Source organism: Sphingobium xenophagum (assembly GCF_002288285.1).
GTDB classification, from domain to species: Bacteria; Pseudomonadota; Alphaproteobacteria; order Sphingomonadales; family Sphingomonadaceae; genus Sphingobium; species Sphingobium xenophagum.
The window spans coordinates 445,179-459,641 of the sequence record NZ_CP022745.1 but is presented as its reverse complement, the minus strand read 5'-3'; the positions used below and the strand labels follow the sequence as shown (position 1 = coordinate 459,641).

The window sequence follows — 14,463 nt, the reverse complement described above, 5'->3', positions numbered from 1 at the left end:
ACTGAATGCTTTCCCAACAAACAGGGTTAATTTGGCCAGGTGGGACGAACCGTGCCGTAGCTGAGTCAGACGGGGGCGATTGTCAGCGCGATCCGCCCGGCACCCATTTGATATCGGTAGCGCCATTATCATTCACGCGGCGCGCCAGCACGAACAGCAGGTCCGACAGCCGGTTGAGATAGGCCAGCGCCTGCGGGTTCAGGGCCACGTCCGTCGCGGCTGCGGTTGCGCTGCGTTCGGCCCGGCGCGTGATCGCACGGGCCAGGTGGATGGCGGCGGCGGCAGGCGATCCGCCGGGCAGGATGAAGCTGTCGAGCGGGGCCAGATCGGCATTCATCGCGTCGATATGCTTTTCCAGTCGCTCGACCTGGCTGGCAATGATCCGCAAGGCCCATGGTTCGTCCGCACCATCGGGGACAGGCGTCGCGAAATCCGCGCCCAGATCGAACAGATCGTTCTGGATCGTCGTCAGCCAAGCCGCTTCCGGCCTGTCGGCCATCGCAATGATCGCCAGCCCGATCGCGCTGTTGGCCTCATCAACGTCGCCCACCGCCTGCATGCGCGGCGCATGCTTGGGCAGTCGCGATCCATCGACAAGCCCGGTGGTCCCCGCATCGCCGGTACGGGTGTAGATCTTGTTCAGCTTGACCATGGAATCGGCTAATTGCCCTTGGACAAGAGCAGGATGGCGACGATGATGATCGCCGCCGCCTGAAACAGCACGCGGTTCAGCATCATCTTATTCTGTTTGAGCCGCGACGGGCTTGGCCCGCTGCCTTCGGGCGCGTTCAATTCCTCCTTGGTGACCTGAAGGAAGGAGATGATGCCGCGGATCAGCGCAAACAGCGTTGCGCCCATGGCTAGGATGAGGGCGATGACAAGGACGGTGTTCATGGCCTGTAACCTAGGCGCTTGCAGGCCCGATGCCAACCGGAAAGCGTCCACCCCTAAGGTCAGCGACCAGTGCCGCGGCGTCCATACCCTGAGCGCGCAGGTCCGCCAGCGCAATCGACCCGCTTCGCTTGGCCAGGCGCCTGCCATCGGCATCCACGAGCAAAGGATGATGGATATAGGCTGGAGAGGGCAGGTCGAGCAGCGCCTGCAACAGGCGATGCACATCCGTCGCCCCCAGCAGGTCGTCGCCGCGCAGCACATGGCTGATCCCCATCGCGGCATCGTCCAGCGTGCAGGACAGATGATAGCTTGCCGGCGCGTCCTTGCGCGCCAGCACCACGTCGCCATGGGTGAGGGGCTCGGCCTTGTGCAACGCCTGTGCCTCCATCTGCGGGTATGACAGCGGAGAAAAGGACATCGCCTGCCATGTCACTGCGCCTGCCCGCGCCACGGCTTCCTGCATATCGATCCGCCACGCATGCGCCTCCCCCGCGCCAATCCGCCGCGTCCGCTCCTCCTCGCTCAATCCCCGGCACGTCCCCGGATAAACCGGCCCTTCCGGCCCGTGCGGCGCGCTCGTGCTGGCGGCAATGTCCGCCCGCGTACAGAAACAGGGATAGAGCAGCCCCATGTCGCGCAGCCGTTCCAGCGCCGCGTCATAAGTTGGCAGCCGCCGCGACTGGAAAACCACCTCGCCATCCCAGCCTATTCCCAGCCAGGTCAGATCCTCGATCATCCCCGCGACATGCTCCGCCCGGCTGCGCGTGCCATCAATATCCTCGATCCGCAGGCGGAACGTGCCGCCCGCCGCTCGTGCCATGTCATGCGCCAGCAGCGCCGACCATGCATGGCCGACATGCAGCCGCCCGGTGGGGCTTGGCGCGAAGCGGGTAACAACATGCTGTGGTGCGACGGATGATGTCATACAGGCTCTTGACGGGCGATATTGGTTAATGCTGTCATGCGGGTGTCATGTTGCTGGTTGATCAGCGACGTCGGCAAGGGGGTAGAGGCTTTCTATGTACCATCCCGACCTTATACGGCATCCGGAAAACTGTCCGGCATTGGTTTTGAACGCAGATTACACGCCGCTCAGCTATTATCCGCTGAGCCTGTGGCCGTGGCAGACCGCGATCAAGGCGGTCTTTCTCGACCGGGTCGACATCATCGCCTCCTACGCGCGGCAGGTGCACAGCCCCAGTCTGGACATGAAAATCCCGTCGGTCATCGCGCTCAAACATTATGTGAAGCCGTCCGAACATCCCGCCTTCACCCGCTTCAACCTGTTCCTGCGCGACAAGTTCGCCTGCCAATATTGCGGCAGCACCAGCGATCTGACCTTCGATCATGTCGTGCCGCGCCGTGCCGGTGGGCGCACCACATGGGAAAATGTCGCGACCGCCTGTTCGCCCTGCAACCTTAAAAAGGGCGGGCGCACACCCAAAGAGGCAGGGATGCAACTCCACGTTCAGCCGATCCGCCCGACCAGCTGGCATTTGCAGGAGCATGGTCGCGCCTTCCCGCCCGGCTATCTGCACGAAAGCTGGCACGACTGGCTCTATTGGGATGTCGAGCTGCTGGCGTAACGGCACGGCATTTGCCGCGCTGCCTGCTTTTATCAGACCGGCAACCAGTCCAGGTCCATATCCTTGTGCCGGTTGGTATAATGGCCGATTTCCTCCAGCCGCCCCATCTGGTGCAGCGTGATGCGACCGTTGGAGCGGCTGATCAGCCCTTCCTGTTCCATCTGGCGGATCATGCGGTTCACATGCACCGATGTCAGGCCGATCGAATCACCAATCTCCTCCTGCGTCAGCTTCAGGTCGAAACTGTCGCTGACGCTGTCGTCGGTTACCCGCAGCCGGTCGAACATGTCGAGCAGGAAGGAAGCGACCCGCGCCTTGGCCGATGTGCGGCCCAGCGACGCCAGCCGATCGGTCATCGCCACCCGCTCCGCATTGGACAGCAGGAACAACAGCGCGGCAACCCGCGGATATTCCTCCAGCAACCGGCGCAGCGCATGCTTGTCGAACGGGCACACCACCACGTCGGTCAGCGCGACCAGCGATTCGGGGGCCTTGCTGTAAATGGTGCTGGCCGACCCGATGAAATCGCCGGGGAAATAGACGCGCAATATCTGGCGGCTGCCGTCGGGCAGGATGACAAAACTCATCACCCGTCCTTCGCGCAGCACGAACAATTCGGTAACCGTATCATTGACACGCTGGATCATCCCGCCTCGCTTCATTTTGCGAGGATTTTCCTCCAGCCGGGCCAGGGCCGCCTTTTCCGCGTCGGACAGCGGCACATGCTTGGCCAGCCTTTCTGCGAAACAACTCGTTACCACCAATAAACCTCTTAAAAATTCTCGTTACGATGGCAAAACGCCCGAAGCGCCTTTTGGCTGCATTTTGGTTAACCGCACTAAACTCGATCAAGGTCTGATTAATTGTTTCCGGTTTACGGCAGGGCCCCATAATTCGGCGCCGGGTTACCTTGCACGGCGCGCGTTTGCCGCTATTAACCCTGACCTAATGGACCGCATCATCATCCGCGGCGGCAAAGTGCTCAACGGCCGCCTTCCCATCTCTGGCGCGAAAAACGCAGCGTTGACATTGCTGCCTTGCGCCTTGCTGACTGACGAGCCGGTGACGCTGCGCAACCTGCCGCGCCTCGCCGACGTCGACAGCTTTGGTCATCTGCTCAACCAGTTGGGCGTTTCGACCATGATCGAAGGGGCCAGGCCGGAAGATTTCGGCCGGGTCATGACCATGCGGGCCGGGCGCGTTACATCGACCGAAGCGCCCTATGACATAGTGCGCAAGATGCGCGCCTCGATCCTGGTGCTTGGCCCCCTGCTGGCGCGCGCGGGCGAAGCGCGGGTATCGCTGCCCGGCGGCTGCGCGATCGGCAACCGGCCGATCGACCTGCATCTCAAGGCTTTGGAAGCCTTTGGCGCGATTATCGAGATTGCGGCGGGCTATGTCCGCGCCAGCCTGCCCGACGGCGGCCTGCCCGGCGGCATCTACACTTTCCCGGTGGTCTCGGTCGGTGCGACCGAAAACGCCCTGATGGCCGCAGTTTTGGCCAAGGGCACCTGCATTCTGGAAAATGCGGCGCGAGAGCCTGAAATCGTCGATCTGTGCCGCCTGTTGCTGGCCATGGGCGCGGATATCGAAGGCGTCGGCACCGACAAGCTCGTCATCCATGGTCGTGAGCGGCTCCATGGCGCGACCTACCGCGTCATGCCCGACCGGATCGAGGCGGGCAGCTATGCCTGCGCCGCAGCGATCACCGGCGGGTCGCTCGACCTGATCGGCGCCAATGGCGAGGATATGCACGCGATCATCGCCGCGCTGCGCGACGCAGGCGTGCAGGTGGACGTTCACAAGGATGGCATTCGCGTCTCTTCCGACGGCAAGCTCAAGCCGCTGACCCTGTCGACCGCGCCGTTCCCGGCCTTCCCCACGGATATGCAGGCGCAGTTCATGGCGATGCTGACCATGGCGGATGGCGCATCGGTGCTGACCGAAACCATCTTTGAAAATCGTTACATGCATGTGCCTGAACTGGCGCGCATGGGTGCTGACATCGCGGTCAACGGGCGCACGGCGGTCGTGCGTGGTGTCGACAGGCTGGTCGGCGCGCCGGTGATGGCGACCGATCTGCGCGCGTCGATGAGCCTCATCCTGGCGGGTCTTGCGGCGGAAGGCGAAACCCAGGTCAATCGCGTCTATCATCTCGATCGCGGTTATGAGCGGCTGGAGGAAAAGCTCTCCGCCGTCGGCGCCGATATCGAACGCGCCAGCGATGGCTGACCATAGCGGTCTGGGCACCGATCGCGGGGCGCTCCTGGCGCTCTATGATCTGGATGCCGGCGGGTTTCGTCATCTGGACGAGATTACCGCCTTCGCCTCCACGCTTTGCGATGCGCCCATCGCTCTGGTCAGCATCGTGGAGGAAGCGCGCCAGCGCTTTCTGGCGCGCACCGGCCTCGACGCGGAAGAAACGCCGCGCGACGTGTCCTTCTGCGCGCTGGCCATGCTCGGCGACGATATTTTCGTCGTGCCCGATGCCTGCGGGGATCCGCGTTTTGCGGACAATGCCCTGGTTACCGGCCCACCGCATATCCGCTTTTACGCCGGCGCACCGCTGATCGACAGCGCTGGCGTGCCGTTGGGCGCCCTGTGCGTCATCGATACGCAGCCCCGCGCTGATCTGACCCCGATCCAGCGGCAGGGGCTGACCCTGCTGGCGCGGCAGGTGATGGTCGAGCTGGAGGGGCGTCGTCGCGACCGCGATGTCATAGCGCGCCAACGCCAGGACGCAGCAGCCATTGCCGACAGCGATCGCATGTTCCGTACCTTGGCGGACACCATGCCGCAGATGGTCTGGTCGACCCTGCCCGATGGCTATCATGATTATTATAATGCCCGCTGGTATGAATATACCGGCGTCTTGGCCGGATCGACCGATGGCGAAGGGTGGAATGACATGTTCCATCCTGACGATCAGGAACGCGCCTGGGGCCGCTGGCGCAAATCGCTGGAAACCGGCGAGCCTTACGAAATCGAATATCGGCTGCGCCATCATAGCGGCGACTATCGCTGGACGCTGGGCCGCGCCCTGCCGATCCGCGACGGGGCCGGCACCATATTGCGCTGGATCGGCACCTGCACCGACATCCACGAACAGAAATTGATGATGGAAGAGCGCGAGATGATCGCGCATGAGCTATCCCATCGGATCAAGAATATCTTTTCGGTGATCGCCGGGCTGATTGGTCTGTCGGCGCGCCAGCACCCGGAAATCGGCGCCGTTGCCGAAGATTTGCGCGATCGCATTCTTGCGCTCGGCCGCGCCCATGATTTCGTTCGCCCGCACAGCGCTGAATCCGCGCCGCAGGTCGGGCAGGGGCAGGGGCTGCTTTGGGGCATATTGGACCAGATTTTCGCGCCCTATAATTCGCGGGATCGCTCGCGTATCGCGCTGTCGGGCGACAATGTGCCGATTGATGATCGCTCGGCAACGCCTCTGGCGCTGCTGTTCCATGAACTGGCGACCAATGCCGCCAAATATGGCGCGCTGTCGGTGCCGGATGGCCGGATAGCCCTGCATATTGCGCGTGAAGGGGCGGATGTGCGTATCGACTGGCAGGAATTGGGCGGGCCAGCGGTTCAGTCGATGCAGCCGGACGGTTTTGGCAGCCGCCTTATCACCTTGAGCGTGGAGCGGCAGCTGGGCGGGCGGATCGCGCGGGACTGGTCTGCTGACGGGCTGAAACTCAGCCTCTGGATACCAACCCGCTCGATGAGCCGCTCTGTAGGAACGGAATAAAGCCTGCAATCTCTGCGGCGTGCAATTCGGGCTCTTCCGCCGCGGCCAGTTGCAGCGCGGCGGAAATGCTTTGCGAACGAAACGGCTTCGTGATGACGCCGAGCGCTGCGACCGACGCCTCGCCGATTTGCGACGGATTGGCGGTCACATAGATAACACGAATGCCATAGCGGCTCGCCAGCTCCATGCCGATGATCGGCCCGGTTGGCCCATCGCGCAGATTGAGGTCGACCAAAGCTATGTCGCAGGATTCCGCGCAGGCCAGCGCAGCCGGACGATCGGCAGCAATCGCGCTGACATCGAATCCCGTCTCCTCGACAATCTGTTCAATCTCTAAAGCGACGAAAATCTCGTCCTCAACTATCAAAACTCTCTTGCTCATTCCTGGGGCCTGTATGATTTAGGACAAGAAATGCTCCGCTGCCCGCGCGGTTCCCCCAGGCGACAAGAATCCCTTGGCGATGGGCCGACAGGCAGCATCATCCCTGCACGCTGCTCCAGATGGTCTCGAAATTGGTGGCGTCCTTCATCAACAGGACAGAGGCTGGATAGCCGCCCTCGCTGGCCTTGCGCGCGGTATCCGTCGCACTCTCCACCGCCGCTGCCTGCGTGTCGAACGGGCCATAATAGGTGTTGTTCAGGTTGATTTTCCAAACGCCCTCATGGGTCAGGACGATGTAGCGGGCATGGGGCAGGGTGGGGGACATGGATTACAAAACCTCTGTATTATAATGATGCCACGCCATGATGGCGGCGGCGCCGCGATGCGGACGCCAGGCTTCGGCAAGCTGGCGGGTTGCCTTTTCGCTTGGTCGTTCGGGCAGGCCCAATATCCGGCCCACCTCTATTTGTACTGCCAGATCACCCGCAGGCCAGATGTCGGGCCGTCCTTCGGCAAAGAGCAGATAGATTTCCGCCGACCAGCGGCCAATCCCCTTGATCTGGATAAGCTGCGCAATCGCTTCCTCATCGTCGGCGGGCAGGGCGTTCAGATCCAGCGCCCCGCTCAGCACCATTTCCGCCAGGCTGCGGGCATAGCCCTGCTTTTGGCGCGACAGGCCGCAGGCGCGCAGCGCGTCATGATCGCGCGCCAGAAGCGCATCGGGCGCGCAGCCTGCGCCAAGGTCCGCCTCCAGCTTGCGCCACACCGCCGCTGCCGCCGCCACGCTGACCTGCTGACCGACGATCGTGCGCAGCAGCGTCTCATAGCCCGGCTCCCGCTGGCGCGGCTCAGGATAGCCAACCCGCGCCAGCGCCGCGACAAATCCCGGCTCGATCGCGGCGATGGCGTCCAGACTGCCGCGCAACGTCTCTGCTGTCGTCACCATCTGTTGTTTCCTTCCACCCTTGATTTCCCGACGTCTGTCCGTCAGAGCGGCGAAGAAAATTCTTGGGGACTGGATAGATGCCGAAACTGATTGTGGTCAACCGTGCGGGCGAAGAACAGGCTGTCGATGGCGACAATGGCCTGTCGGTGATGGAAGTCATCCGCGACAACGGCTTTGATGAACTGCTGGCCCTGTGCGGTGGCTGCTGCTCCTGCGCGACCTGCCATGTCTATGTCGACCCCGCCTTTGCCGATTCGCTTCCCGCGATGAGCGAGGATGAAAATGACCTGCTCGACAGTTCGGACCATCGCAACGACACCAGCCGTCTGTCCTGCCAGGTCGTTTTGACCGACGCGCTGGACGGCCTGCGCGTCACCATCGCGCCGGAAGATTGATTTTAGACCGCACCGGCTGACGCCTCCACCCGGCCTCCCGCTCAGTATATATTGCGGTAGGTCGGGCAGACCTGCGGGCCGGTGCGGCTCCGTTCCGTAAAACTTACCGTTGCAGCCGCAACGTGGCGGCGGGCGCCTCGCTGGTCAGCGGGGTAACCCGCCAGACGATACGCTTGCCATTGGCCAACGTCTGCGCGCCATCTTCCTGATTCTGGCTGATAATCTCTGCATCGCTCGTCAGTGTGAAGCTGCCGTTCAGTGCCTTGGCCGCCGCTTCGCCCGGCCCGCCAGCGCCCAGCGATGGACCCTGGCTCTTGTCAAATCCGTTGGCAAAGCCCGGCGCCTTCACCCGCACCCGATCATCCCCGCGCAATTCCACCGCGACGAAGGGCAGCACGATCTGCGCGTCGATGTTGAAGGGAAACAGGAAGGCATGGGTCAGCCGACCGCTGATCGCATAATCGATGTCGAATATGCGATTCCCCATATAACGTACTGATTTAAAACCTTTTTCTTTCGTCAGTGCGTCGGCGATCGCGCGCATTTGCGCATCGTCACCATTGTCGGCTTCACTGTCGAACTTCTCCGCCGCAATTTGCAACAGCTGCGCTGGCGCGGCCTCTTCATCCTCGCTCGCCGGTTCAGGGATGCCCATCGCCCCCTTGCCGCTGTCAGACGCGATGATCTCGCCCTTATAGGCAAAGCTGAAACTGCGGTCGGCCCGAATATCGAGCGAGGAATCGAACTTGCCCGGCGTCACCAGGCACGCCGATAGCGCCATCACCCCCGGCAATGCCAGCATCCAACGCAACAGACGATTCATGGCGACGTCCCCCAGAGCCGCCCGGTCGGCTGCCTACCGGCTGGCGGCGGCGTACAGGGCGATGGCCGCGGCGTTGGATACGTTCAGGCTCTCCATCCGCGGACTGATCGGCAGTTTAGCCAAAATGTCGCAATGCGCCATGCTGTTGTGGCGCAGCCCTTCGCCTTCGGCGCCCAGCACCAGCGCCACCCGCGATTCGCCGATCGCGTCGCCCAGATTGGTATCGGCCTCGCCATCCAGCCCGATCCGCCAGTAGCCCGCCTCGGCAATTTCGTCCAAAGCGCGCGCCAGGTTGACCACCCGCACCCATGGCATGATTTCCAGCGCGCCGGACGCCGCCCGCGCCAGCACCCCCGATTCGGGCGGTGCGTGCCGGTCCTGCGTGACGATGCACAGCGCATCGAACGCGGCGGCGGAGCGCAGGATGGCGCCAACATTATGCGGGTCCGTCACCTGATCCAGCACCAATATGGGCCGCGTGTCGTCGCGCCCTTCGTCCAGCACGTCGCCCAGCCAGACATCGTCCAGCGGCTCGACTTCCGCGACGATGCCCTGATGGGGCGCGTCGGACGGGACCATGCGGCCCATATCGGCCACATCGGCATAGACGATCGGCAGCACCGGGGGCAGATCCAGCGCGCTCAGCGCTTCGCGGGTGCCCCATATCTTGCGCACGACGCGGTTGGGATTGGCCAGCGCCGCGGTGACGGCGTGACGACCATAGAAGCGCGGGAACGCGCCCTTGGGCTTGGCGGAACGATGACCTCTTTTCATGGAAGCGCTCTTTTCACATCCGACCATTGACAGGCAAGCCTCCTTTCGCCATTGAGCCGCCTCCAGCGCGGGAAAGAAGCTTTTTCCTGACCGCGACGGGTATGGACAGGTGGCCGAGTGGTTAAAGGCAGCAGACTGTAAATCTGCCGGGCTACGCCCTACGTTGGTTCGAACCCAACCCTGTCCACCACCCTTTTCATCGGGTGGTGCGTATCAGTCGCTCCCTGCAACAGCTTTATCTTTGGTGCCGCACGGTCAGCAGATAGTTGATCGCCTTGTTCTCCGACAAAGTGAAGCCGCGCCCCGGATCGAAGCTCAGGCCGCTACTGTCGATCACCTCCAGCCCGGCCTGCTCCAGCAACGCGGTCAGTTCGTCCGGCGTGATGAACTTGCCCCAGTCATGCGTTCCCTTGGGAATGCCGCCTATGCTCTCGCCGATCGTGATCATGGCCAGGCGGGAGAGGGGGGTACGGTTGGGCGTGGACAGGATCATGAGGCCATCGGGCGCCAGCTTGTCCGCCAGTGCGCGAACGAACGCGGCGGGATCGGCGACATGCTCGATCACCTCCATCGACGTCACCAGATCAAATCCCCCGTCCGCCACCGCTTCCACCGGCGTCGCACGATAATCGATCGCCAGACCCTGCGGCGCGGCATGGGCGCGCGCCGCCGCGATATTCTCCGGCGCGGCGTCCAGCCCGGTCACGCTTGCCCCCAGACGCGCCAGCGGTTCGGCCAGCAGCCCCGCACCGCACCCCACATCCAGCGCACGCTTGCCGGCAAGCGGCTCGAAATCATGCGTTTTGCCAGGCCAATGCGCATCGATCGCGGCGCGAATATAGGCTAGCCGCACCGGGTTCAGCTTATGCAGCATCGCGCTGCTGCCCTGCGGGTCCCACCAATCGGCCGCCATCGTGCCGAAATGGGCGGCCTCTTTGGGGTCGATGGTCGATGTCGCGTTGCTTGCCATATCCGTATCCGCTGCTAAAGAAGCGCCGTTTCGCCCTTCTGGGACATTTTCTGTCTCACTCCTATTCCTTTTGACAGGCAGGTTCGACAAGCAAATGGCGCGCATCGTGATGAAATTCGGCGGCACCTCCATGGCGGGGATGGAACGAATTCGCAACGTGGCTGCGCGGGTCAAACATGTCGTGGCCCAGGGCCATGAAGTCGCTGTCGTCGTGTCCGCCATGGCGGGCGAGACGGACCGGCTGGTCGGCTTCTGCAAGGAAGCATCCGCTCTTTATGACCCGGCCGAATATGATGTCGTCGTCGCCGCCGGTGAACAGATCACCAGCGGCCTGCTGGCGATGACATTGAAAGCCATGGATGTCGACGCGCGCAGCTGGCTTGGCTGGCAGCTGCCGATCAAGACGATCGAGGCCCATGCCAAGGCGCGGGTCAGCAGCATCGATACCGACGCGCTGCTCGCCGCGATGGGCGCGGGCCAGGTGGCCGTGATCCCCGGCTTTCAGGGCATGATGGCCGATGGCCGCGTCTCGACGCTGGGCCGAGGCGGCTCGGACACCTCTGCCGTCGCGGTCGCCGCCGCGATCAAGGCGGATCGTTGCGACATCTATACCGATGTCGATGGCGTCTATACCACCGACCCGCGCATCGTGTCGCGCGCACGCAAGCTTGACCTCGTCACCTATGAGGAGATGCTGGAACTGGCCTCGGTCGGCGCGAAGGTGCTGCAAACCCGGTCGGTCGGCCTCGCCATGAAGGAAGGCGTGGTCGTGCAGGTCTTGTCCTCCTTCGATGATCCCACCCAGACCGACCTGCCCGGCACGCTGATCGTCAGCGACGAGGAACTGGAAGCCAAGCGCAAGGAAAACAAGATGGAACGTCAGCTCATCACCGGCATCGCCCATGACAAGAATGAGGCGAAGATCATCGTGACCCGCGTGCCTGACAAGCCGGGTGCGGTCGCCAGCATCTTCACGCCGCTGGCGGACGCGGCGATCAACGTCGACATGATCATCCAGAATGACTCCAAGGATAATGAAGAGACGGACGTCACCTTCACCGTCCCGCGCGCTGACCTGGCGCGCAGCGTCGACATCCTTGAAGCCAACAAGGACGCGATCGGCTTCCGCCGCATCATCACCGACACCGAAGTCGCCAAGATCAGCGTCGTGGGCGTGGGCATGCGCAGCCACGCCGGTGTCGCCGCCACCATGTTCAAGACGCTGGCCGATCGCGGCATCAATATCGAAGCCATCTCCACCAGCGAGATCAAGGTCAGCGTGCTGATCGACGAGGATGAAACCGAACTGGCCGTCCGCGTGCTGCACACCGCTTATGGTCTCGACGCGCCGACAGCGTAAAATTTGTTCCCCTCCCGCTTGCGGGAGGGGCTAGGGGAGGGCGTGTGTCGCCGTCTCCTTTACAGGCCCTCCCCCGACCCCTCCCGCAAGCGGGAGGGGGGAAAGAATGACATATGACCAACGCCAAACTCACTGCCCTCATGGCCCGCGGCACGCAGTTTCTGGGCTGCGACACCGCCATTTTGTGCGGGGCGATGAGCTGGGTGTCGGAACGGCATCTGGTGGCGGCCATATCCAATGCCGGGGGGTTTGGCGTGATTGCCTGCGGCGCGATGACGCCCGCCCTGCTGGATGCGGAAATCGCCGCGACCAAGGCGCTGACCGCCAAGCCTTTCGGCGTCAACCTCATCACCATGCACCCGCAACTGTTCGACCTGATCGACGTCTGTGCCAGGCATGATGTCACCCATGTCGTGCTGGCGGGCGGCTTGCCGCCCAAGGGCAGTATCGAGGCGATCAAGGCCAAGGGCGCGAAGCTGATCTGCTTCGCCCCCGCTCTGGCGCTGGCCAAGAAACTGGCCCGCTCCGGCGTCGATGCGCTGGTGGTGGAGGGCAATGAAGCGGGCGGCCATATCGGCCCGGTTGCGACCAGCGTGCTGGCGCAGGAAATCCTGCCCGAAATGAGCGGCCAGTTGCCGGTGTTCGTCGCGGGCGGCATTGGCCGGGGCGAAGCGATCGCCGCCTATCTGGAAATGGGGGCTGCGGGCGTGCAATTGGGCACCCGCTTTGCCTGCGCCACCGAAAGCATCGCCCATCCCGCCTTCAAAAAGGCCTTCTTCCGCGCGTCGGCCCGCGATGCCGTCGCCAGCGTCCAGATCGACCCGCGCCTGCCGGTCATCCCCGTGCGCGCGCTCAAAAATGCGGGCATGGACAATTTCACCGCCAAGCAGCGCGAAGTCGCCAACCTGCTCGATGCCGGTGCGGTCGACATGGGCGAAGCACAGTTGCAGATCGAACATTTCTGGGCTGGCGCACTGCGCCGCGCGGTGATCGACGGCGATGTCGATGGCGGGTCGCTGATGGCGGGCCAGTCGGTCGGGATGGTGACCAAGGAAGAACCCGTAGCCGACATCATCGCGCAACTGATGGCGGAGGCCGCAGTGGCGCTGGAGCGACGGGCTGCCTGAATTCGCGCGATGAACGGTTAATCCAGCATATTTCCTCCGGCCGGAATGCCCGGCATGACGGTGCGCAGCCCATCGGAGAAATTGATGATCGTCCTGCGCCGTTTTTATGGCCGTCTTTCGCTTGTGTCGCTGGCCGTGCTGGCGGCCTGTTCGACCCCTGTCGCGCCGCCCCCGCCACCCACGCCGCCGCCGCCGCTGGTCGAAACGGTCAGGCCGCGTCCGCCCATGGGCGCGGTGGAAAATATGAGCATCCCGGAAATTCAGGATGGCAAATATCTGACCCCCAATCGCAAGGTCACGTCGAACACGGCGCTATGGCATGTCCGCATGGCACTCAACGTCGCGGCGCTGTCCTGCCGCAGCTCTGCCGATCTTGCGCGTCTGCAATATAATCGCCTGCTGCATGTTCACGGCCCCATATTGACGCAGGCCAACGAAGCGGTCGATCGCAATTACAAGGTCGCCTATGGCGCCGCCGGGTTCGGCGCGCGCGAACGGCTCAACACCACCGTCTATAATTTCTTCTCGCTGCCGCCCGTCATGAAAAGCTTTTGCCCGGTGGCCGAAGCGGTGGGGGCCAAGCTGTTGGCGATGCCATCCAGCGCCCTGCTGGACTATGCACCGACCGCACTGGCCGAACTCGAAAAACCGTTTCAGGATTTCTACGCGGCCTATGCGGATTATCTGCGGCGGCTGGCCGAATGGCAATCGCGCTTTGGCGGAACGGTGACCGTATGGGCGGTGCCCAGCCCGCTGCCGCCACCACCCGTGCCGCCGGGCGAGGCGCCCCGCCAGGGCTTTGCCCCCAGCGTGACGAGCGCGATCCAGCAAAACCTGCCGCCACCGCCCGATGCGGCACCTGCGGCACAGCCGGCCCGTCCGCCTGCCGCAGCGCCAACCCAGCCCGCCACGTCGGGCCCAAAGCTGATGGTTCAGCCGCTGCCGACCAATACCGAATGAGCGTCCCCCGCCGTTGCGCATGAGCAGTGGCGGGCGCATCATGACCGGCGAGTCGTTTGACGGTTAGCCCGCCATGCCGGCGCATCGCGGGGCCAAGGAGGAGAGAGACGATGGCCTATATGGACGGTTTCGTGATCCCGGTGCCCAAGGGCAACAGGCAAGCCTATCGCGATCTGGCCGCCATGGCCGCGCCGATCTTCATCGAACATGGCGCGATCCGCGTGGTCGAATGCTGGGGTGACGATATAAAGCCGGGCAAGGTCAACGACTTCCGCACGGCCGTGATTGCCGAGGAAGGGGAAGATGTCGTGTTCTCCTGGATCGAATGGCCCGACAAGGAAACCCGCGACGCCGGATCGGCCAAGGTCATGGCCGACGAGCGGATGAAGCCGGAGGATGGGCAGGACATGCCGTTCAGCGGCGCACGCCTCATCTATGGCGGCTTTTCGGTACTGGTCGACGAAAAGGCCTGAGCCGCCGAGCGGGAGATGGACA

Annotated in this window: 18 protein-coding genes and 1 tRNA gene; 9 read left to right on the top strand and 10 right to left on the bottom strand. The window is 63.4% G+C overall.

Annotated elements, in window-relative coordinates; genetic code table 11:
* Positions 1 to 82: 82 nt before the first annotated feature.
* Genes CJD35_RS02265 through gluQRS form a run of 3 tightly spaced genes read right to left on the bottom strand, consistent with a single transcriptional unit; the run spans position 83 to position 1,819 of the window.
* The gene (locus CJD35_RS02265; protein ID WP_017181435.1) at positions 83 to 652 is read right to left on the bottom strand and encodes a cob(I)yrinic acid a,c-diamide adenosyltransferase; all 570 of its coding nucleotides are present in this window, start codon (positions 650 to 652) and stop codon (positions 83 to 85) included.
* An 8-nt stretch (positions 653 to 660) separates the two neighbouring features.
* Positions 661 to 894 (bottom strand): twin transmembrane helix small protein, encoded by a 234-nt coding sequence (locus CJD35_RS02260; RefSeq protein ID WP_017181434.1) that lies wholly within the window; start codon positions 892 to 894, stop codon positions 661 to 663.
* A 10-nt stretch (positions 895 to 904) separates the two neighbouring features.
* Positions 905 to 1,819, bottom strand: coding sequence for a tRNA glutamyl-Q(34) synthetase GluQRS (gluQRS, locus tag CJD35_RS02255; RefSeq protein ID WP_017181433.1), 915 nt, complete (start codon positions 1,817 to 1,819; stop codon positions 905 to 907).
* A gap of 94 nt (positions 1,820 to 1,913) precedes the next feature.
* Here gluQRS and CJD35_RS02250 point away from each other — a divergent pair, with 94 nt between their 5' ends.
* On the top strand, positions 1,914 to 2,480 hold the full coding sequence (locus CJD35_RS02250) for an HNH endonuclease (RefSeq protein WP_017181432.1): 567 nt from the start codon (positions 1,914 to 1,916) through the stop codon (positions 2,478 to 2,480).
* Positions 2,481 to 2,512: 32 nt separating this feature from the next.
* Here CJD35_RS02250 and CJD35_RS02245 read toward each other — a convergent pair whose 3' ends face one another.
* A complete protein-coding gene (locus CJD35_RS02245; protein WP_026002098.1) occupies positions 2,513 to 3,244 on the bottom strand; it encodes a Crp/Fnr family transcriptional regulator in 732 nt (243 codons plus the stop codon).
* Positions 3,245 to 3,428: 184 nt separating this feature from the next.
* Between CJD35_RS02245 and murA the strand changes: the two genes are divergently transcribed.
* Both murA and CJD35_RS02235 read left to right on the top strand, forming a co-directional pair.
* A complete protein-coding gene (gene murA, locus CJD35_RS02240) occupies positions 3,429 to 4,712 on the top strand; it encodes a UDP-N-acetylglucosamine 1-carboxyvinyltransferase (RefSeq protein WP_017181430.1) in 1,284 nt (427 codons plus the stop codon).
* A complete protein-coding gene (locus tag CJD35_RS02235) occupies positions 4,705 to 6,231 on the top strand; it encodes a PAS domain-containing protein (RefSeq protein ID WP_017181429.1) in 1,527 nt (508 codons plus the stop codon). Before murA ends, CJD35_RS02235 begins: the two co-directional genes overlap by 8 nt.
* Here CJD35_RS02235 and CJD35_RS02230 read toward each other — a convergent pair.
* The 3 genes from CJD35_RS02230 to CJD35_RS02220 all read right to left on the bottom strand — a co-directional run bounded on the left by CJD35_RS02230 (position 6,179) and on the right by CJD35_RS02220 (position 7,559).
* Positions 6,179 to 6,613, bottom strand: a complete 435-nt coding sequence (locus CJD35_RS02230; protein WP_019053507.1) for a response regulator — start codon at positions 6,611 to 6,613, stop codon at positions 6,179 to 6,181. The two genes, CJD35_RS02235 and CJD35_RS02230, sit on opposite strands and share 53 nt — an antisense overlap.
* A gap of 97 nt (positions 6,614 to 6,710) precedes the next feature.
* Positions 6,711 to 6,938 carry a DUF2188 domain-containing protein gene (locus CJD35_RS02225; protein WP_017181427.1) on the bottom strand — a complete coding sequence of 76 codons (228 nt, stop codon included), beginning with the start codon at positions 6,936 to 6,938 and terminating at the stop codon, positions 6,711 to 6,713.
* A 3-nt stretch (positions 6,939 to 6,941) separates the two neighbouring features.
* Positions 6,942 to 7,559, bottom strand: a complete 618-nt coding sequence (locus tag CJD35_RS02220; RefSeq protein WP_017181426.1) for a DNA-3-methyladenine glycosylase family protein — start codon at positions 7,557 to 7,559, stop codon at positions 6,942 to 6,944.
* Between the two features lie 77 nt (positions 7,560 to 7,636).
* On the opposite strand from CJD35_RS02220, the gene CJD35_RS02215 reads away from it, so the two are divergent.
* Positions 7,637 to 7,954: a 2Fe-2S iron-sulfur cluster-binding protein gene (locus tag CJD35_RS02215; protein ID WP_017181425.1), complete on the top strand. Its 318-nt coding sequence runs from the start codon at positions 7,637 to 7,639 to the stop codon at positions 7,952 to 7,954.
* A 103-nt stretch (positions 7,955 to 8,057) separates the two neighbouring features.
* Here the strand turns inward: CJD35_RS02215 and CJD35_RS02210 are convergent, their stop codons facing one another.
* Positions 8,058 to 8,777 carry a hypothetical protein gene (locus tag CJD35_RS02210; protein WP_017181424.1) on the bottom strand — a complete coding sequence of 240 codons (720 nt, stop codon included), beginning with the start codon at positions 8,775 to 8,777 and terminating at the stop codon, positions 8,058 to 8,060.
* Positions 8,778 to 8,810: 33 nt separating this feature from the next.
* Complete coding sequence (locus CJD35_RS02205; protein WP_017181423.1) at positions 8,811 to 9,551, bottom strand: TrmH family RNA methyltransferase; 741 nt, start codon at positions 9,549 to 9,551, stop codon at positions 8,811 to 8,813.
* Positions 9,552 to 9,654: 103 nt separating this feature from the next.
* Here CJD35_RS02205 and CJD35_RS02200 point away from each other — a divergent pair.
* Positions 9,655 to 9,741: transfer RNA gene (locus CJD35_RS02200), tRNA-Tyr, on the top strand.
* Positions 9,742 to 9,786: 45 nt separating this feature from the next.
* On the opposite strand, the gene ubiG is transcribed toward CJD35_RS02200, so the two are convergent.
* Positions 9,787 to 10,521: a bifunctional 2-polyprenyl-6-hydroxyphenol methylase/3-demethylubiquinol 3-O-methyltransferase UbiG gene (gene ubiG / locus CJD35_RS02195; RefSeq protein WP_017181422.1), complete on the bottom strand. Its 735-nt coding sequence runs from the start codon at positions 10,519 to 10,521 to the stop codon at positions 9,787 to 9,789.
* A 94-nt stretch (positions 10,522 to 10,615) separates the two neighbouring features.
* Here ubiG and CJD35_RS02190 point away from each other — a divergent pair, with 94 nt between their 5' ends.
* The 4 genes from CJD35_RS02190 to CJD35_RS02175 all read left to right on the top strand — a co-directional run bounded on the left by CJD35_RS02190 (position 10,616) and on the right by CJD35_RS02175 (position 14,441).
* Complete coding sequence (locus CJD35_RS02190) at positions 10,616 to 11,881, top strand: aspartate kinase (RefSeq protein WP_017181421.1); 1,266 nt, start codon at positions 10,616 to 10,618, stop codon at positions 11,879 to 11,881.
* 113 nt (positions 11,882 to 11,994) lie between these two features.
* The gene (locus CJD35_RS02185) at positions 11,995 to 13,008 is read left to right on the top strand and encodes an NAD(P)H-dependent flavin oxidoreductase (protein WP_017181420.1); all 1,014 of its coding nucleotides are present in this window, start codon (positions 11,995 to 11,997) and stop codon (positions 13,006 to 13,008) included.
* A gap of 45 nt (positions 13,009 to 13,053) precedes the next feature.
* A complete protein-coding gene (locus tag CJD35_RS02180) occupies positions 13,054 to 13,968 on the top strand; it encodes a hypothetical protein (RefSeq protein WP_017181419.1) in 915 nt (304 codons plus the stop codon).
* Between the two features lie 110 nt (positions 13,969 to 14,078).
* Positions 14,079 to 14,441: a DUF1428 domain-containing protein gene (locus tag CJD35_RS02175; RefSeq protein ID WP_017181418.1), complete on the top strand. Its 363-nt coding sequence runs from the start codon at positions 14,079 to 14,081 to the stop codon at positions 14,439 to 14,441.
* Positions 14,442 to 14,463 lie beyond the last annotated feature (22 nt).